The 16,874-nt window shown below is 63.3% G+C and carries 19 protein-coding genes; 8 read left to right on the top strand and 11 right to left on the bottom strand.

Annotation, left to right across the window (positions count from 1 at the left end; translation table 11 throughout):
- Positions 1-21: 21 nt before the first annotated feature.
- From AC0L2Y_RS18945 to AC0L2Y_RS18955, 3 genes are all read right to left on the bottom strand, one after another.
- Positions 22-1,392, bottom strand: a complete 1,371-nt coding sequence (locus tag AC0L2Y_RS18945; RefSeq protein WP_376703242.1) for a glutamine synthetase family protein — start codon at positions 1,390-1,392, stop codon at positions 22-24.
- A gap of 119 nt (positions 1,393-1,511) precedes the next feature.
- Positions 1,512-3,068: an amino acid permease gene (locus AC0L2Y_RS18950; RefSeq protein WP_473558606.1), complete on the bottom strand. Its 1,557-nt coding sequence runs from the start codon at positions 3,066-3,068 to the stop codon at positions 1,512-1,514.
- Positions 3,069-3,090: 22 nt separating this feature from the next.
- Positions 3,091-3,915, bottom strand: coding sequence for an N-formylglutamate amidohydrolase (locus tag AC0L2Y_RS18955; protein WP_473558608.1), 825 nt, complete (start codon positions 3,913-3,915; stop codon positions 3,091-3,093).
- Positions 3,916-4,061: 146 nt separating this feature from the next.
- On the opposite strand from AC0L2Y_RS18955, the gene AC0L2Y_RS18960 reads away from it, so the two are divergent.
- On the top strand, positions 4,062-4,889 hold the full coding sequence (locus AC0L2Y_RS18960) for a MurR/RpiR family transcriptional regulator (RefSeq protein WP_473558611.1): 828 nt from the start codon (positions 4,062-4,064) through the stop codon (positions 4,887-4,889).
- A gap of 35 nt (positions 4,890-4,924) precedes the next feature.
- Here AC0L2Y_RS18960 and AC0L2Y_RS18965 read toward each other — a convergent pair whose 3' ends face one another.
- A complete protein-coding gene (locus tag AC0L2Y_RS18965; protein ID WP_473558613.1) occupies positions 4,925-5,101 on the bottom strand; it encodes a hypothetical protein in 177 nt (58 codons plus the stop codon).
- A gap of 304 nt (positions 5,102-5,405) precedes the next feature.
- Here AC0L2Y_RS18965 and AC0L2Y_RS18970 point away from each other — a divergent pair, with 304 nt between their 5' ends.
- The 4 genes from AC0L2Y_RS18970 to AC0L2Y_RS18985 all read left to right on the top strand — a co-directional run bounded on the left by AC0L2Y_RS18970 (position 5,406) and on the right by AC0L2Y_RS18985 (position 8,030).
- Positions 5,406-6,221 (top strand): SDR family oxidoreductase, encoded by an 816-nt coding sequence (locus tag AC0L2Y_RS18970; protein ID WP_473558615.1) that lies wholly within the window; start codon positions 5,406-5,408, stop codon positions 6,219-6,221.
- Between the two features lie 40 nt (positions 6,222-6,261).
- Positions 6,262-6,756, top strand: a complete 495-nt coding sequence (locus tag AC0L2Y_RS18975) for a MaoC family dehydratase (RefSeq protein WP_031211357.1) — start codon at positions 6,262-6,264, stop codon at positions 6,754-6,756.
- A gap of 211 nt (positions 6,757-6,967) precedes the next feature.
- Positions 6,968-7,609 carry a TetR/AcrR family transcriptional regulator gene (locus AC0L2Y_RS18980; protein WP_352665572.1) on the top strand — a complete coding sequence of 214 codons (642 nt, stop codon included), beginning with the start codon at positions 6,968-6,970 and terminating at the stop codon, positions 7,607-7,609.
- Positions 7,610-7,790: 181 nt separating this feature from the next.
- A complete protein-coding gene (locus AC0L2Y_RS18985; protein WP_473558616.1) occupies positions 7,791-8,030 on the top strand; it encodes a DUF680 domain-containing protein in 240 nt (79 codons plus the stop codon).
- Positions 8,031-8,186: 156 nt separating this feature from the next.
- Here AC0L2Y_RS18985 and AC0L2Y_RS18990 read toward each other — a convergent pair whose 3' ends face one another.
- The 7 genes from AC0L2Y_RS18990 to AC0L2Y_RS19020 form a co-directional block, all read right to left on the bottom strand.
- The gene (locus tag AC0L2Y_RS18990; protein ID WP_352665575.1) at positions 8,187-8,411 is read right to left on the bottom strand and encodes a hypothetical protein; all 225 of its coding nucleotides are present in this window, start codon (positions 8,409-8,411) and stop codon (positions 8,187-8,189) included.
- A 53-nt stretch (positions 8,412-8,464) separates the two neighbouring features.
- Complete coding sequence (locus tag AC0L2Y_RS18995) at positions 8,465-9,043, bottom strand: sarcosine oxidase subunit gamma (RefSeq protein WP_473558619.1); 579 nt, start codon at positions 9,041-9,043, stop codon at positions 8,465-8,467.
- Positions 9,036-12,029: a sarcosine oxidase subunit alpha gene (locus tag AC0L2Y_RS19000; RefSeq protein ID WP_473558621.1), complete on the bottom strand. Its 2,994-nt coding sequence runs from the start codon at positions 12,027-12,029 to the stop codon at positions 9,036-9,038. The genes AC0L2Y_RS18995 and AC0L2Y_RS19000 overlap by 8 nt, the downstream gene beginning before the upstream one ends.
- Positions 12,026-12,322 carry a sarcosine oxidase subunit delta gene (locus AC0L2Y_RS19005; protein WP_292519105.1) on the bottom strand — a complete coding sequence of 99 codons (297 nt, stop codon included), beginning with the start codon at positions 12,320-12,322 and terminating at the stop codon, positions 12,026-12,028. Before AC0L2Y_RS19005 ends, AC0L2Y_RS19000 begins: the two co-directional genes overlap by 4 nt.
- 8 nt (positions 12,323-12,330) lie before the next feature.
- Positions 12,331-12,753 carry a hypothetical protein gene (locus tag AC0L2Y_RS19010; protein ID WP_473558623.1) on the bottom strand — a complete coding sequence of 141 codons (423 nt, stop codon included), beginning with the start codon at positions 12,751-12,753 and terminating at the stop codon, positions 12,331-12,333.
- Positions 12,753-14,006: a sarcosine oxidase subunit beta gene (locus AC0L2Y_RS19015; protein ID WP_352709259.1), complete on the bottom strand. Its 1,254-nt coding sequence runs from the start codon at positions 14,004-14,006 to the stop codon at positions 12,753-12,755. Before AC0L2Y_RS19015 ends, AC0L2Y_RS19010 begins: the two co-directional genes overlap by 1 nt.
- Positions 14,007-14,134: 128 nt before the next feature.
- Positions 14,135-14,875 carry a hypothetical protein gene (locus AC0L2Y_RS19020; protein WP_473558626.1) on the bottom strand — a complete coding sequence of 247 codons (741 nt, stop codon included), beginning with the start codon at positions 14,873-14,875 and terminating at the stop codon, positions 14,135-14,137.
- A gap of 196 nt (positions 14,876-15,071) precedes the next feature.
- On the opposite strand from AC0L2Y_RS19020, the gene AC0L2Y_RS19025 reads away from it, so the two are divergent.
- The 3 genes from AC0L2Y_RS19025 (at position 15,072) to rpsU (ending at position 16,865) form a co-directional block, all read left to right on the top strand.
- Positions 15,072-15,830, top strand: coding sequence for an SDR family oxidoreductase (locus AC0L2Y_RS19025; protein WP_473558722.1), 759 nt, complete (start codon positions 15,072-15,074; stop codon positions 15,828-15,830).
- Between the two features lie 110 nt (positions 15,831-15,940).
- Positions 15,941-16,327, top strand: coding sequence for an SET domain-containing protein (locus AC0L2Y_RS19030; RefSeq protein ID WP_473558629.1), 387 nt, complete (start codon positions 15,941-15,943; stop codon positions 16,325-16,327).
- A gap of 265 nt (positions 16,328-16,592) precedes the next feature.
- Positions 16,593-16,865, top strand: a complete 273-nt coding sequence (gene rpsU / locus AC0L2Y_RS19035) for a 30S ribosomal protein S21 (protein WP_023675331.1) — start codon at positions 16,593-16,595, stop codon at positions 16,863-16,865.
- Positions 16,866-16,874 lie beyond the last annotated feature (9 nt).

Consider the following 16,874-nt stretch of genomic DNA (forward strand, 5'->3'; position numbering starts at 1 on the left):
GCGCCGACATTGCCAGGCCATTCAATACCGCTCGAACCCCCGGTGCAGTTCCCAGTCCGTAATCCGGCGGTCGTACTCGAACTGTTCCCAGTGTGCCGTGTGGACGTAATGTTCCAGCACATCGTCGCCGAGCGCCTGCCTCAGCATTTTCGATTCCGCCAGCGTCGCGGTGGCGTCGCGCAATGTCTTTGGAATTTCAGGCAGTTGCGAAGCCTGGTAGGCGTCGCCGACAAAGGGCTTCTGCAGTTCAAGCTTTTCATCGATACCGGCAAGCCCGGCCGCGATCAGAGCGGCGAAGGCCAGATAGGGGTTCAGATCGGCGCCGCCGATGCGGCATTCCATGCGGATGCCCTTGGTGCCCTCGCCGCAAAGACGGAAACCGGCGGTACGGTTGTCCTCGCTCCACATGATCTTGGTCGGCGCAAAGGTGCCGGCCTGGAAGCGCTTGTAGGAGTTGATGTAGGGCGCCAGGAACCAGGTGAATTCCTTGGCATATTTGAGCTGGCCGGCCGCCCATTGCTGGCCGAGCGTCGACAACGTCCACTCGGCATTTTTGTCGTAGAACAACGGCGTCTTGCCGTCGGCGCTCCACAGCGAATTATGGATGTGGCTGGAATTGCCGGCGAGTCCGTAATTGTACTTGGCCATGAACGAGATCGCCTTGCCTTCGGACTCGGCGATTTCCTTGGCGCCGTTCTTCAGGATGACGTGGCGGTCGGCCATGTCGAGCGCCTCGGCATAGCGGACATTGATCTCTTCCTGGCCGGGACCCCATTCGCCCTTCGAATTCTCGATCGGAATGCCGGCCGCCTCCATCTCGTTGCGCAGCCGGCGCATGACGCCTTCTTCCTTGGTGGTGATGCCGATCTGGTAGTCGCCGATGTAGGGCGATGCCGTGTCGAGGCCCTGCCAGTGCTTCTTGCGGGCCGAATCGTAGGTTTCGCTGAACAGATAGAATTCGAGCTCGGAAGCGAAATAGCCGATATAGCCGCGTTCCTGCAGCCGCTTGACCTGCTTCTTCAGCATGGCGCGCGGCGAATGCGCCAGGTCGTCATGTGTATGGTGGTCGAGCACGTCGCAGATCACCAGCGCCGTCTTCTCCAGCCACGGAACGCGCCGCAGCGTCGCGAGGTCCGGCTTCATGACGAAATCGCCATAGCCCTTCGACCAGCTCGCCGCCTTGTAGCCCGGCACCGGTTCCATATCGATGTCGGCGGCCAAGAGATAGTTGCAGCCATGCGTCTCGTCATGCGCGGAATCGACGAAATAGCGGGCCAGGAACCGCTTTCCCGCGAGCCGCCCCTGCATGTCGACGATGCAGGCCAGCACCGTGTCGACCTCGCCGCTGGAGACCGCCTGCTTCAACTGATCGAACGAGAAATTTCCGGCCATTCCTTTGGCACTCCAGCGCTTGTCGTTTCGGGCTTGTCACTTTGATGATGTAGAAAGCCACTTTGAAGATGTGGAAAGCTATGGCCGGCAAGGCGCCGGCCATAGTTGGAGGACTGGCCTCAGTGGCCGGTTTCGCCGACGGCCTGTTCCGCAGCCTTGATCGCTGCCTGGCGCGCCGCGATGATATCGCCGAGCGGCGGGCCCTGGAAGCGGTTGCGCTCGAAGGCAAACCAGACGATCGCCGTTAGGATGAAAAAACCGACGGTGATGTAGAGTGCCCAGTCATTCGGCGGCTGGATGCCGATGACGAAGATCAGGAGCATCGACAGGATCGAAAGCACGCCGAACAGCATGAAGATGGCGCGCCCCATGTTCCACGGCCCCATCTTGTCCCATTTCGGCGTTCCCCAGGCCAGCATGCCGAGCACGATCGGTACGGTGAAGGAGAGGAACAGGAAGATGACGGTGCACGACACGACGATGGTGTAGGCCGAGGTGCCTGCGACTGAAACCAGCGTCGAGCCCCAGACGAACAGGACGGACAGGATCGACGCCGTCCAGATCGCCGCCACCGGCGTGCGGTAGGTCGGGCTGACCTTGGCCAGTGCCGAGGAGCCCGGCAGGCCGCCGTCACGCGAGAAGGCGAAGATCATACGCGAGGCGGAGGTGACGGTGGCGAGGCCGCAAAGCAGCTGTGCCAGGAAGACGACGAGGTAGACGAACTCCTTAATGCCGGGGCTGACGCGCTGGTCGAAGGCCCAGAAGAACACGTTCCAGCCCTGCTTGGCCGCATCGTCCATATTCGGGATCATCAGCACGAAGGCTGCGAGGAACAGATAGCCGAAGACGGCCGACCAGATCACCGACATGACCATGGCGCGCGGCACGGAGCTCGCCGCCTTGATGGTCTCCTCGGAAGTATGCGCCGACGCGTCGTAGCCGGTGATCGTATAGATCGGCAGCAGCAGGCCAAGCGCGAACACCCACGCATTGGATACTGACGGCCAGACACCGGCGCCGGCATCGCCGGAATAATTGTGGAAGGTGAACAGCCGGCTGAAATCCCAGGTTTCGGCCGAGATCAGGCAGACGACCGCGATGAGGATCGAGCCGAAGAAGATGAGGTAGCCCGAGAAGTCGGTCAGCTTGGCGGTCAGCTTGATGCCGAGATGGTTGATCAGTGCCTGGGCGCCGGTGATGACGACCAGGAAGATCATCTGGTTGGTCAGCGTACCCTCGATGCCGAGCGCCGGTCCGAAGGCGCCGAGGAAAAACGTCCAGGTGCCGACATTGATGGCGCCGAGCACGGTGATCAGGCCGAGCAGGTTGAGCCATGCCGTCACCCAGCCGGTGCCGCGATTGCCGAGGATCGAGCCCCAATGATAGAGGCCGCCGGCGGTCGGATAGGCCGAGCTGATCTGCGACATCGCTACAGCGAAGGTCAGCGAAACGAAACAGCCGACCAGCCAGCCAATGCCGATACCTATGCCGCCGGAGCCGGAGGTTGCCTGCGCCAGCGAGTTGATGCCGCCGGACAGGATACAGATGATCGAGAAGGAAACCGCGAAATTCGAAAAGCGACTGAGGCGCCGCTCCAGTTCCTGGGCGTAGCCCATGTTGTGGAGGACCTTTACGTCCTCTGCCTTGTCAACTTCGCTGTAACCCGGTGCTACCATTTTGAAGTCCCCTTTTGGTTTCTTAGCTGGCCGATTGAACTGACTTTCCGACTGCGCTTGGTCTAGGACCCTTAGCCGCTTCGGGCTCCAGATTGAGAAAAATACCCGTGAGCAGATCCGCCCATTTCCGCTGCCCGGCTGCGCCGGAGATCTCGTCGTTGCGGATTTCGATCATTGCGCAGGGCAGCCCGCGCGAGCGGGCATGGCGTTCCAGTGTGAAATAGACGCGGTCGGCCGGCGAATAGGGTTCATTGACGCCGACGGTGACGCCGGCAAGCTGCTGCAGCGCCGCGATCAGCGGCGCCGCCAGCCGGCGGTCCTCGTCATGGATGATGCCGATGTGCCAGGGCCGGCTCTTGCCCTTGTACACCGGCGTGAAGGAATGGATGGACACTAGCCGCGTCTCCCGCCCGGCCGCCAGGCGCTCGTCGATGATCGTCGCGATCCGGTCGTGGAACGGCCGCCAAGCCAGCGCGATGCGCGCCTCCCGCTCGTCGGCCGAAAGTCTCTGGTTGGCCGGGATCACGGTTTTTTCGCTGGCGCTGACCGTCACTATCAGGTCCGGCGCGTCGAGCGGCCGGTTGCAGTCGATGACGAGCCGCGAGATGCAGGTCTCGACCAGCGTCGCGTCGAGCACCTCGGCCATGCGGCGCGCCACCGGCAAGGCGCCGGGATCCCAGGCGATGTGGCGGGAAAGCTCCTCGGCGGCAAGGCCGAGCGTTCCGAATTCCGGCGGCAGGAAATTGGAGGCGTGGTCGCAGGTCAGCACGAAAGGGCTTGATCCGCCGGGGTTCGTCACCCTTACGGTTTCAGGCGATGCAAGGCTGGCGGGCCGTGCTGTCTCCATTGTCTGCTGTCCCCGGGGAGCGCTGTATCGTATGTTACGTATTTTGCCTCATTGCGTCCCTGCGGATGATTTCATACAGTTTGGCCGGCTTTGTCAAACGCGATTTCGATAACGCGGTAACGGCCCGGCCAGGGTGGGGAAAAAACATGGTTTCCAGCATTGCCGAACTGATCTCCGACCGCATCGGCACCATGCCGGCCGGCGAGCGGCGCGCAGCGCAAACGCTGATCGCCAGCTATCCGCTGATCGGGCTGAAGACGGTCGCCGAATTCTCGGCCACGGCCGGCGTATCGTCGCCGACGATCCTGCGTTTTGTCGCCCGGCTCGGCTTCCAGAATTATCCGGAATTCCAGTCGGCGCTGCAAGACGAGCTGGCGGCGCAATTGCAGTCGCCGGCCTCGCGCACGCTCAATCCCTCCTCGCAGGGCAGCAGCGCCGTTTCGCCGATGCTGGAGGCGACGCTCGACAATATGCGCGAGACCTTCCGGCATCTCTCGGACAAGCAGCTTGCCGACATCGTCGCCAAGCTGGCTGACCGGCGCGGCAAGACATTCCTGATCGGTGGCCGCTTCACCGACCCGCTGGCGCGCTACATGGCCGCCCACCTTGCTATCATCCAGCCCAACGTCTTCCATCTCGCCGGCCAGGAAAGCGTCTGGCGCGACCGGCTGATCGACATGGGCAAGCGCGACGTGCTGGTGATCTTCGACATCAGGCGCTACCAGGACAGCCTGATCCGTTTCGCCGAGACCGCCAACCAGCGCGGCGTGCAGATCGTGCTGTTTACCGACCAGTGGCTGTCGCCGATCGCCCGCTTCGCCCGCCACGTCATTGCCGGGCGCACCGCCGTGCCTTCGGCCTGGGACTCATCCGCCGCACTTTTCGTCGTTGCCGAAACGCTGATCGGTGCCGTCACAAGGCAGCTCGAGGCCGACGGCGCCAAACGCATCCGCGAACTGGAAAGCCTGCGGTAGCGCAGGTTTTCGGAAAGGCACGCTCCTGGCCGTGCCTAGTCGACCAAAAAACTGACCATCTGCAGAATCAGGATCAGCAAAAAGACGCCAAAGACAGACGCAAAGACCGCTGCCAGCAGGACGATGCGTTGTTTCTTACCCACAGCTCCCCCGGGAAAGCATAGCTCCCGTCCACGAACACGAACGTCAGTCCTGCCGTAGCGTTCGGCCACCTCCCAACTCCTCAAGACCCGACTGCGGCTTGGGCGGAGGTGTAATGACGATTTACTCCATGCGCGAAATGAACAGCTTACCAAGGTGCTCGCTAACGGGGATCGCCGCATCATTCATCCGACCCATGTCACGGCCGAATGAACATCTTGCATTTCGGGCTTAACCATTCAGCCGCTGAGCGTGCCATCGCCTCAGCTACTTTACCCATGGCAAGGATGATCGTAGTTCGGCTAGCCTTGTCGACGTGAAGCCGCTTCCTTGAACCACCAGTCAAAAGCGCGGTGAACTGCGCGGAGGAATTCGATGAGCTATCTGGACGAGCTGTTCTCAGTCGCCGGCAAGACGGCGCTGGTCACCGGCGCCGCGACCGGCATCGGCCGCATGGCGGCGACCGCGCTGGTCAAGGCCGGCGCCACCGTGATGATCGCCTCGCGCAAGGGCGAGGACTGCGTCAGGGTTGCCGGCGAACTGAACGGGCTTGGCGCCTCCGGCCGGGCCGAGGGTTTCGCCGCCGACGTCTCCAGCGAGGCCGGCATCGCGGCGCTCGTTGCCGAGGTCAGGGCGCGGACCGAGCGGCTGCATATCCTGGTCAACAATGCCGGCATCTCCTGGGGCGCGCCGCTGGAAAGCTTTCCCTACCATGCCTGGGCCAAGGTGTTCGGCGTCAACGTTACCGCGGTCTTCCACCTGACGCGCGAATTGCTGCCTCTGCTCGAAGCCGCCGCCAGCGATGCCGACCCGGCACGGGTGATCAATCTCGGATCGGTCATGGGCACGCAGCCGTTGGCCGAAGATGCCTACTCCTACTCGGCCTCGAAGGCCGCGGTTCACCACCTGACGCGCATCCTGGCGATCGAGCTTGCCGGCCGCCGCATCACCGTCAACGCCTTTGCGCCCGGCCCTTTCCAGAGCCGGATGACGGCCTTCGCGACCGGCACCGAGGACCAGGCAAGACATGTCGGCAACCACGTTCCGATCGGCCGCGTCGGCACACCGGATGACATTGCCGGCGCAACGCTCTATTTGTGCAGCCGTGCCGGCAGCTATGTCACCGGCGCCATCCTGCCGATCGATGGCGGGCAGTCGGTGCAACACGGGCTGACATTGTTCAAGGAATGAGACGCACGCCATCCGGCGAGTGAAATGCCGGGGGGTGAAGATGGAGGACATCAGCGTGGAACCGATCAGTCTCGATGTGCTTCTGGCCAATGTCGGCAAGGAAGTCGGCGTGTCGCCATGGCGTGTCGTCACCCAGCGCATGATCGACCAGTTCGCCGATGCCACCGACGACCATCAGTTCATCCATTGCGATCCGGAACGCGCCAGCCGCGAGACGCCGTTCGGCGGCACCATCGCACACGGCTTCCTGTCGCTTTCGCTGTTGTCGGCGATGACCTTCGAAACCATGCCGCCGCTGGAAAACAGCAAGATGGGCGTCAATCACGGCTTCGATTCGCTGCGCTTCCTGGCGCCGGTGAAGACCGGCTCGCGCATCCGCACCCGCTTCGTGCTTGCCGACGTCAAGGTCAGGCCGTCGGGCTGGGTGCAGACTGCGCACGACGTGACGATCGAGATCGAGGGCTCGAAAAAACCGGCGCTGACGGCACGCTGGCTGACGCTGACGCTGATCGAACGCCAGCCGGAAGCAGTTTGACTGTTCGTCAGACGGAGAAGTCCAAATCTATCTGTGCCAAATCTATTTGGCTTCGGCCGCGACGTACTTCATGTGACGACTGACCTGCAGCCCAATGTTACCGGGTTACATCGTTTTGTGACAGTCAAGCTTCTGCTTCGTGCCACCCTTGCCCGATGCCGTACAGCGTATATAAGCTGCATCCAGCCATCAGTCATAAGGCAGTAGAAAGTTGCAGCTAAGCGTCCAGGAGCGCCGCGAAAAACAAAAGGCCGAACTGCGTTCCGAACTTGTCGATGCCGCGCACAAGCTTGTCCAGGAAGAAGGCTATGACGGCCTCACCATCCGCAAGCTCGCCAAGCGCGTCGGCTATGCGCCGATGTCGGTCTATTCCTATTTCGCCGACAAGCAGGACATCCTGTTCGCGCTGGCCGAGGATGCCTTCGAAACCTTGGCCAGGCGCATCGCAAATCATACGGCCGACGACCCGATCGAGGCGCTCAAGGCGGTGCTTGTCGAATACGCCGCCTTCGGGCTGGAAAATCCCAACGAATACCGCACCGTCTTCATGACCGAAAAAGTCCGGCCGCCAGCCGGCAAGACCTTCGCCGAAATGGAGAGCGGCAACCCGGCGATGAAAGTGCTGATCGAGAGGGTCGAAGCCTGCGTTGCCGCCGGCAGGCTCAGAGGCGATCCACGCGCCATCGCCACCATGCTGTGGGCAGTTGGCCACGGCGCCATCTCGCTGCTGATCACCTTCCCGTTCTACCCGTTCGGCGACCAGACGACGTTCATCACACGGATCGGCGACATCATGCTCGAAGCCATCGCCGCGCACGAGATCGCGCCGCTCACGCCGCCGGTCAATTGCTGAAGAGCGGCGCTTCTCCCGATCTGTAGGATCTTCTCCGAACAATCCGCGCCCCGGCGCCGAGCATCCGGCAATTCCCTGTCTCCGTACATGTACGATTTTGCTTGAACTCCCTAAGTCGCGGGCGTATCTGTACGTAATGCTGTACACGTACGAATCCAATAACTGGAACCGGAGACAGACCATGAAGAAGGCAATCCTCACGCTCGCCGCCCTGCTGGCGCTCTCTGGCGCCGCATTTGCCGGCAGCAGTCAGCCAGCCAAGCAAGAAGCGGCCTGCATCGGCACCAAGGCCGATGTGAAGCTCGATTGCGCGCCGACCGGATCGCTTGAAAACGCCGATGCCGCGACCCACAAGGCCGGCAGCAAAGGCCCGAGGCTCGGCATTGGCATCGACCCGTGGATCGTGCCAAGCAGCTTCTGAGGACTTCGAGCCATCGGCGAAACTGCCAATCTCCCCCTTGCGGGGGAGATCGCCCTCGTTCGGGCTTTCGCCAATCATCGACGCTGGAACGCAAAACCGCGCAAACCTGAAGGGTTGCCCTCGCCAACCGAACCGGCTCCGCCGGGCCGATAGAAATTATCTCTTGCGCTTCTGTCCTGCCACGCTTTTGGGCTTGCCAGGTCTTGCCGGTGCGCCGGGAATGGCCGTTCCGGTGATCGACACCGGATCGCTGGCCGGGAATGTATCCTCGAGGCCTTCCTCGAGTTCCTCTTCAATATCCGTCTCAGTGCGCTGCTCGTTTTCGAAAGAGCGCACGGCCGGCGTCTTGGCCGGCGACTTCGGCGCGGAGTTCGACGGCATTTGCATTCTCCCTCGGCTCGCTGTCGCAGAACGGTCGGGCGCGGCGAACATGCCTATGCTGCCGCGTCGCGCGCTGCCTCCGACAGAAACGTAAAGACATAATCGGAAAAGGAACGCCAGCATTCGACGCGGAACGCGTCGGCCGCGGTGCGCAGCAGCACGATTTCGACCTTGCCGAGAATGGTACGCGACGCCGCCCCGACCGGAAAGGCGTCGAGCGACAAATCCTGCGGGCAGCCGGCATTGACCGTCGCCGCGGCAGCCGGACCGGTGACCGATATGGCGACGTTGCGGTGCGAGATGCCGACCGCCGAATGCAGCGCGGAAACCCCGGCGCAGTCGGCGAGCGGATCTTTTCCGCTCTCGTCGATGACCAGCCATTCGTCCGGCCCGAGCCACAAGGCCGTGCGCCCGGCCTTTGCCGCCGAGGTTTTCGGCCTTTGCGGCAGGACGACGCCGAGCGCTTTCGAAAGTGCCGCGATCGAGGCGTCCGGCGCGCGCAGCGATATGCGCTCGGCCGGCGGCAGCACGGCAAGTGTGACGCCGGTGGCGGAAAGCGCCCGGCCGGCGAGAGCCGGACGGCGTTCGACCGACGGCCCGGCGGCGGCAGTTTTCAAAGCAGCCTTAGCCATTGAGGCGCTCTCCCTTCTCGTCGAAGAACACCATGCCGGTGACCTCCACCTCGACCACCCCGTTCGGCATCGGCACGTAAAGCGTCTCGCCCATACGATCGCGGCCGCCGGCGACCAGCCCCAGCGCGATCGAGCGGCCGCAATTTTGCGACCAATAGCTCGAGGTGACATGGCCGATCATCTTCATCGGGATTGCCTGCTTCGGGTCCGCGACGATCTGCGCGCCCTCCTCCAGCACCACCTTCGGATCCCTGGTCTTCAGGCCGACAAGCTGCTTGCGGCCCTTGGCGACCAGATCCGGCCGCGCCATGCCGCGAATGCCGACGAAGTCGGTCTTCTTCTTGCCGACCGCCCAGTCGAGGCCGGCATCGTTCGGCGTTACCGTGCCGTCGGTATCCTGGCCGACGATGATGTAGCCTTTTTCGGCGCGCAGCACATGCATGGACTCAGTGCCGTAGGCGCAGGCGCCATGCTTCTGGCCCTCGGCCCATAGCGCTTCCCAAACCGCCTCGCCGTAATCGGCCGGCACGTTGACCTCGAAGCCGCGCTCGCCGCTGAACGACATGCGAAACAGCCTTGTCGGGACGCCGCAGATCCGGCCTTCGCGCACCGACATATGCGGCAGCGCCTCATCCGACATGTCGATGCCCTCGACCAGCGGCGCGATGATGTCGCGAGACTTAGGCCCCTGCACGGCAATCACCGCCCACTGCTCGGTGATCGAGGTCAGCCAGACGTTGAGATGCGGGAACTCGGTCTGGAGATAGTCTTCCATATGGTTCATGACGCGCGGCGCGCCGCCGGTCGTCGTCGTCACATGGAAGCGGTCGGGTGCAAGCCTGCCAACGACACCGTCGTCATAGATGAAGCCGTCCTCGCGCAGCATGATGCCGTAGCGGCAGCGGCCGGGCTCCAGCTTTTCCCATGGATTGGTGTAGAGCAGTTCCATGAATTTGGCCGCATCCGGCCCGACCACCTCGATCTTGCCCAGCGTCGAGGCGTCGAACAGGCCGGCCGTCTTGCGCACCGTGACGCATTCGCGGTCGACGGCCGCATGTATATCCTCGCCCGGCTTCGGGAAATACCAGGCGCGCTTCCATTGCCCGACATCCTCGAAGACAGCGCCTTGACGCTCTGCCCAGGGATGGATCGCCGTCTTGCGGGTCGGGTCGAACAGGGGACCCCGCGCGTGCCCGACGATCGAACCGAACGTCACCGGCGTATACGGCGCGCGGAACGTCGTCAGCCCGACCTGCGGGATCGGCTTGCCCAACGTCTCGGCGGCAATTGCCAGCCCGTGCATATTGGAGGTCTTGCCCTGGTCGGTCGCCATGCCGTTGGTGGTGAAGCGCTTGACGTGCTCGATCGAGCGCATGCCTTCATGCACCGCCTGACGGATGTCCTTGGCGGTGACGTCGTTCTGGAAATCGACGAATGCCTTTACCGTCGTATCCGTCCCGGCGCCGGGCGCCGCACCCAGCATGCCGCGCGACCAGCTCTCGCTGGCATCGACCTTCGGTTTGTTGCCCTTGGCCGGCTTGCTGCCCGCGTCCTTGGCCGCCTTGGCGCCCGCTGCATAGGCCTCGTCGATCGTCGCCGACAGCCCGTCCGTGCCGTTGCAAGCGCCGACCGATACGCAATCCTGCGCATAAATTCCGGGCACGAAGCGCTTGGTCTCGTCGTTGAAGGCGACCTTGCCGCGCGATTGCGAGAACAGATGCACCGATGGCGTCCACCCGGCCGACATCAGGATTGCGTCAACCGGGATGGTGCGCTCGCCACCGCCATGCTTCGGCTGCACGGTCATCGACGACACCCGCAGCTTGCCGCCGGCGCGGATCACGGCGCGGCCGAAATTGACCTCCATGCCGAGCGCCCTCGCCTCGTCGATCACCGGCCCGGTCGGGTTGTCGCGCAGGTCGACGATCGCCGCCACGTTGATGCCGGCCCTTTTCAGGTCGATCGCCGCCGCATAGGCGGAATCGTTTGCCGTATAGACGCCGACATTCCTGCCGACGGCGACGCCGTAATGGTTGAGGTAGGTGCGCGCCGCCGAGGCCAGCATGATGCCCGGCCGGTCGTTATCGGCAAACACCATGTGGCGCTCGATGGCGCCGGTGGCCAGCACCACGCGTTTGGCGCGGATCTGCCACAGCCGCTCGCGCGGCAGGTCGCGGCCGGGGTTCTGCAGATGGTCGCTGACCCGCTCGACCAGCCCGACGAAATTCTGCGCGTAATAGCCGAAGGCCGTGGTACGCGGCAGCACGCGGACATTGTCCATCGCGCTCAACTTGGCGAGAGCCGATTGCGCCCAGGAAAAGCCGTCCTGGCCTTCGATCTTCGCGCCGCTCTCAAAGCGCAGGCTGCCGCCGAATTCCGCCTGCTCGTCGGCAAGGATGACGCGCGCGCCAGTCTCGGCCGCGGCCAATGCCGCGGCGATGCCCGCGGCACCGCCGCCAAGCACCAGCACCTCGCAATGGGCGAAGCGCGCCGAATAATGGTCGGGGTCCGGCTGGTCGGGGGCGACGCCGAGACCGGCGGCTGCCCGGATCTTGGGCTCGTAGAGGTTTTTCCACGCGGCCTTCGGCCACATGAAGGTCTTGTAGTAGAAGCCGGCCGAAAGCATCGGCGAGGCAATGCTGCTGACCGCACCGATGTCGAAGGCCAGCGACGGCCAGCGGTTCTGCGACTGTGCGGTCAGCCCGTCATATAGCTCCTGTACGGTGGCGCGGACGTTCGGCGTCTTGCGTGCCGCGTCGCGCTTGATCTCGACCAGCGCATTCGGCTCTTCGGCGCCGGCCGACAGGAAGCCGCGCGGCCGGTGGTACTTGAACGAGCGGCCGACGAGATGGACGCCATTGGCAAGCAGCGCCGAGGCCAGCGTGTCGCCCTCGATCCCGGTATAGGGGCGGCCGTCGAAGCTGAAGCCGGCTATCTTTGCCTGCTTGAGCCGCCCGGCGCCGGCAATGCGGAACGTCGCGCTCATTTGGCGGCTCCCGGCAGCTTGGTGGGCTTCGGTTCGCCGGCCTTGTAGGTCATCAGGAACCTGTCGCTGACGGTGTCGCGCACGGCGTTGAAGAACCGCGCGCAGCCATGCATGTGCCGCCAGCGCTCATAGATGATCCCCTTGGGATTGGAGCGGATGAAGAAGAATTTTTCGAAGTCGTCGTCGCTCTCGCCGGCGATGTTTGGGGAACGCGCAATATGCGCCTCGCCGGCGTTGCGGAATTCGAGCTCGGGACGCTCTTCCTCGCAATAGGGGCAGCGGATGAGAAGCATGGTTGGTCCTACAATTCGCCGTGGCCGACGCGGGCGCCGGCCGGTTGGTCGCAAAGCCTCTGGCCCAAGGTCACGAAGGGCGCGACGAGCCGGATGCGCTCCTCGATGCTTGCCGCAGGGCGAAACAGCGCGCGATTTGCCATGTTGCCGATGGTCAGCTGGACCGGGTCGGTGGTGACGATGACGCCGCGCGGCTGGAAAGGCTCGTCCGGATCCAGATCGGAAGGACGGGCCTCGAAGAAGAAGACGATCTTTCGCCCGCCGCTCCAGACGCAGGTCAGCATGCCGTCGTCGATGGAAAACGGCCAGCCGGCCTCGTTCCCGGCGCGACTGATCGGCTGGGTGCGCACCTCTTCCGGTGACGGAAAATGGAACAGGCCTTGCTCGCCGGCGAGCATCAGCGGCATGGCGACGGCCATCTCGGTCATCATCAGTGCGCCACCGCCGCCGCCGCCGCCTCGTCGATCAGCCGGCCGGTGCGGAAGCGCTCTATGGTGAAGGGCGCGTTGATCGGGTGCGGATCGTCCCTGGCGATCGTATGGGCAAAGACATGGCCCGAACCCGGCGTCGCTTTGAAGCCGCCCGTACCCCAGCCGCAATTGACATAGAGGCCGGGCACCGGCGTCTTGGCCAGGATCGGCGAACGGTCGGGCGTCACGTCGACGATGCCGCCCCACGAGCGCAGCATCTTCATGCGCGTGAAGATCGGGAACATCTCGCAGATCGCGTCGAGCGTATGCTGCAAAATGTGCAGCCCGCCGGTCTGCGAATAGGAGACATACTGGTCGGTGCCGGCGCCGATGACCAGCTCGCCCTTGTCGGACTGCGAGATATAGGCATGCACGGTGTTCGACATCACCACGCAAGGCACCACCGGCTTGACCGGCTCCGACACCAGCGCCTGCAGCGGATAGCTTTCCAGCGGCATACGCACGCCGGCCATGTTCATGATCACCGATGAGTGGCCGGCGGCGACCACGCCGACCTTCCTGGCGCCAATAAAGCCGCGCGTCGTCTCGACGCCGGTTACCGCGCCGTTCGGCGCCCGCTTGACGCCGGTGACCTCGCAATTCTGGATGATGTGGACGCCGCGCGCCGAAGCGCCGCGCGCGTAGCCCCAGGCGACGGCATCGTGGCGCGCCGTGCCACCGCGGCGCTGCAGGGCAGCACCCATAACCGGGTAGCGCGCATCGCGCGAAATGTTGAGCGGCGGGCAGAATTCCTTGGCCTGCTCCGGCGTCAGCCATTCATTGTCGATGCCGTTCAGCCGGTTAGCGTGGACGTGCCGCTTCAGCACCTGGATGTCGTGGATGTTGTGGGCGAGCATCATGACGCCGCGCGGCGAGTACATGACGTTGTAATTGAGCTCCTGGCTGAGCCCGTCCCACAGCTTCAGCGCATGGTCGTAGATGCCGGCGCTCTCGTCATAGAGATAGTTCGAGCGGATGATCGTGGTGTTGCGGCCGGTATTGCCGCCGCCGAGCCAGCCTTTTTCCAAAACCGCAACGTTGGTGATGCCGTGCACCGTCGCGAGATAATAGGCTGTGGCCAGCCCATGGCCGCCGGCGCCGACGATGACGACGTCATACTCCTTTTTCGGCTCCGGCGAGGACCACTGTTCCTCCCAGCCCCTATGACCGCGCATGGCCTCGCGGGCGATGGCGAATACCGAGTATTTCTTCAACGTTGCAGGCCTCGCAAATGGCGGCCGGGCAGATCAGCCAACCCCGGCGCGCGAGCTGTATCACTAGCGAAACCGCGCTGCCAGCCTTGCACTGTTTGCGACGGCGCTTGCCGTTTTGCGCCGCGCCTTTAACGGCCGCTGTTCAGAGCTTTGTCTTTTGACGGTTCAGCCGGAGCACGCTTCAGGATGGACGGCCCGATTGCATAGGTCGGCCGCAAATAACCCTCACGGCAATCGGCTGCGATCTTACGAATTTCCGCATCGTCCGACTGCTCCACCATGGCCACGAAGCACTCGACGATCACCTGGCGCGGCCTGATAGCCACTGCCGCAGCAAAGCGCCGCAACACCGCATCCGGATGCGCGAGTAACCGTGGCAGGTCCTTGGGACTCGGCATGTTATATTGACCATAAGCATTGACCAGTGCCTTGAAAGCCGAGTCCGGACGCAGGGTAGCGGCATTTTCCACCGCAAGCCTTAGCTGCCAGCGCTCCGCAAGGCAGATGAACTGGACGACTCTCCACCGCACACCGGCATGTTCGTCGTCCAGGCGCAGCATTACGCGGCCGAGAATGGCGCCATCGGCTGGCGTCGTGCATCCCAGAAGCGCCTCGATTGCGTCGACCCTGATCCCCACAATTTCGCTGTCGAGCAGATCGGCGATCTCCGCAACAACGCAATTCATCTTGTAACTCATTTTGGAATTGGCTTCGGCCACCAAGTACGCGGCCGCGGCCTGCGTATGAAGGTTGTCGGATGTCAGCAGCGGCCGGAGATTTTCGATCGGAAAGCCTTTGCCAAGTTCCGATTGAAGAGCGAACGTCAACTCGCTGTCGCCCTCGAAGCCGGGGGCCAACAACTTGCTCATTATGTCTTGGGGGGTCATTGGAATGGGTGGCGCGTCCACCCGCAAAGTTGAATGGCGACTTGGTAGCCCGGTGTCCATCCCGCGTCAAGAAATCTTCGCAGATGCCTTCGCACGTATCGGGTGGCTCGCGCCGCCTCGATCTGCGACCAAGCATCCCAACTGCCGGCAAAGCTGGCGCGAAAAAAGGATGCAGAAGATGTTCGCACTTACCGACAAAGTCGCCATCGCTACCGGCGCCAGTTCCGGCATCGGCCGCGCCACGGCCAAGCTGTTTGCCGAGGAAGGCGCCAAGGTGGTCGTCGCCGCCCGTCGCCAGGCGGAACTCGATACGCTGGTTGCCGAAATCGCGGACGCCGAGGGCACGGCCATTGCGCTTGCCGGCGATGTCCGTGACGAAGCCTACGCGAAAGCCCTGGTCGAGCTGGCGGTCGAGAACTTCGGCGGGCTGGATATCGCCTTCAACAATGCCGGCTCGGTCGGCGAGATGGGTCCGATTTCGGACCTCTCATTGGAGAGCTGGCGAGAGACGTTGGACACCAACCTGACCAGCGCATTCCTTGGCGCGAAATATCAGGTGCCGGCGATGGTCGAGCGCGGCGGCGGCTCGCTGATCTTCACCTCGACCTTCGTCGGCTACACGGTCGGCATGCCCGGCATGACCAGCTATGCCGCGAGCAAGGCCGGTCTGATCGGATTGACGCAGGTGCTGGCTGCCGAATTTGGCGCCAAGGGCATTCGAGTCAACGCGCTGCTGCCGGGCGGCACCGACACGCCTTCGGCAACGTTCAAGACACCTGAATCGCGAGCCTTCGTCGAAAACCTGCATGCCTTGAAGCGCGTCGCCGAGCCAGAGGAGATCGCCCGCTCGGCGCTTTATCTCGCCTCCGATGCATCGAGCTTCACCACCGGCACGGCACTGTTCGCCGACGGCGGCGTCTCGATCACCCGGACGTGAAGCGTTTCGCGGCCGGCGCATTGGGCGCGCAAGCCAATGTCGGAAAAACCGGTCTTGCTTTTTCCGGCGATTTGACGATTCCGTCTTCTCCTCGAAGACGGATTGGAAACATGCTGCTGATCAGAACCTATATAGCCGCAAGCGCAATCGAAGGCGTCGGCGTGTTCGCTGCCGAGCCGGTCCGCAAAGGCGCGCAGATCTGGCGGCTCGATCCGGACTTCGACCGGCTGATCCCGATGGAAAGATACGAGACGGCGCCGCCGCACCTCAAGGAATTGCTCGACAGATATGCCTATCCCAGTCCGGACCGGCCGGGCTTCATGGTTTATGAGGTCGACAATGGCCGCTTCATGAACCACGCCGACAAGCCGAACACCGACTTTTCGCAATATGGCGGGGCCACCGCGACCCGCGACATCGCCACCGGCGAGGAGATAACCTGCGACTACGGCGAGTTCTTCGAGGGTTTCGAGCAGTTGCATCTGGCCACGGCGTAGCTGCGCTATTTGACCCCAAGGCGGATTTTGTTCTTGCTTTGTGCCGGCAGCTATGCTACTAATTTGGGTATGGTACTGATTTACACCGAAGACCCGCCGCCGAGGCGGGTTTTTCGTCTCGGGATCGGCGCCGCCTCTCAATCGGCTGTGGACAGCGCCCCTTGATTCTGCTATCAGCCGCCCCAATTCGTGGTGTAACGCGCCGCGGAGGCTTGCGGCTATGGCCGCTTGCCTATTGATTTCAAACCGAAAGACAGGATTGCACGTGCAGGTACTCGTTCGCGACAACAATGTTGATCAGGCGCTTCGCGCGCTCAAGAAAAAGATGCAGCGCGAAGGCATCTTCCGCGAAATGAAGATGCGCGGACATTACGAGAAGCCCTCCGAGAAGCGCGCTCGTGAAAAGGCGGAAGCCGTCCGCCGTGCCCGCAAGCTGGCCCGCAAGCGCGCCCAGCGCGAAGGCCTGCTGCCGATGACGCCGCGTCCGGTCGCGGCCGGTGCTGCCGGTGCCGGTGCTCCGCGTCCGCCGCGGTTCTGACGTCAATTT

The sequence above is a fragment of the Mesorhizobium sp. WSM4830 genome (genome assembly GCF_055811495.1).

Coding starts and splice junctions, on each gene's coding strand:
- AC0L2Y_RS18945 (WP_376703242.1), bottom strand. CDS start 1,392: ATGGCCGGAAATTTCTCGTTCGATCAGTTGAAGCAGGCGGTCTCCAGC.
- AC0L2Y_RS18950 (WP_473558606.1), bottom strand. CDS start 3,068: ATGGTAGCACCGGGTTACAGCGAAGTTGACAAGGCAGAGGACGTAAAG.
- AC0L2Y_RS18955 (WP_473558608.1), bottom strand. CDS start 3,915: ATGGAGACAGCACGGCCCGCCAGCCTTGCATCGCCTGAAACCGTAAGG.
- AC0L2Y_RS18960 (WP_473558611.1), top strand. CDS start 4,062: ATGGTTTCCAGCATTGCCGAACTGATCTCCGACCGCATCGGCACCATG.
- AC0L2Y_RS18970 (WP_473558615.1), top strand. CDS start 5,406: ATGAGCTATCTGGACGAGCTGTTCTCAGTCGCCGGCAAGACGGCGCTG.
- AC0L2Y_RS18975 (WP_031211357.1), top strand. CDS start 6,262: ATGGAGGACATCAGCGTGGAACCGATCAGTCTCGATGTGCTTCTGGCC.
- AC0L2Y_RS18985 (WP_473558616.1), top strand. CDS start 7,791: ATGAAGAAGGCAATCCTCACGCTCGCCGCCCTGCTGGCGCTCTCTGGC.
- AC0L2Y_RS18990 (WP_352665575.1), bottom strand. CDS start 8,411: ATGCCGTCGAACTCCGCGCCGAAGTCGCCGGCCAAGACGCCGGCCGTG.
- AC0L2Y_RS18995 (WP_473558619.1), bottom strand. CDS start 9,043: ATGGCTAAGGCTGCTTTGAAAACTGCCGCCGCCGGGCCGTCGGTCGAA.
- AC0L2Y_RS19000 (WP_473558621.1), bottom strand. CDS start 12,029: ATGAGCGCGACGTTCCGCATTGCCGGCGCCGGGCGGCTCAAGCAGGCA.
- AC0L2Y_RS19005 (WP_292519105.1), bottom strand. CDS start 12,322: ATGCTTCTCATCCGCTGCCCCTATTGCGAGGAAGAGCGTCCCGAGCTC.
- AC0L2Y_RS19010 (WP_473558623.1), bottom strand. CDS start 12,753: ATGATGACCGAGATGGCCGTCGCCATGCCGCTGATGCTCGCCGGCGAG.
- AC0L2Y_RS19020 (WP_473558626.1), bottom strand. CDS start 14,875: ATGAGCAAGTTGTTGGCCCCCGGCTTCGAGGGCGACAGCGAGTTGACG.
- AC0L2Y_RS19025 (WP_473558722.1), top strand. CDS start 15,072: ATGTTCGCACTTACCGACAAAGTCGCCATCGCTACCGGCGCCAGTTCC.
- AC0L2Y_RS19030 (WP_473558629.1), top strand. CDS start 15,941: ATGCTGCTGATCAGAACCTATATAGCCGCAAGCGCAATCGAAGGCGTC.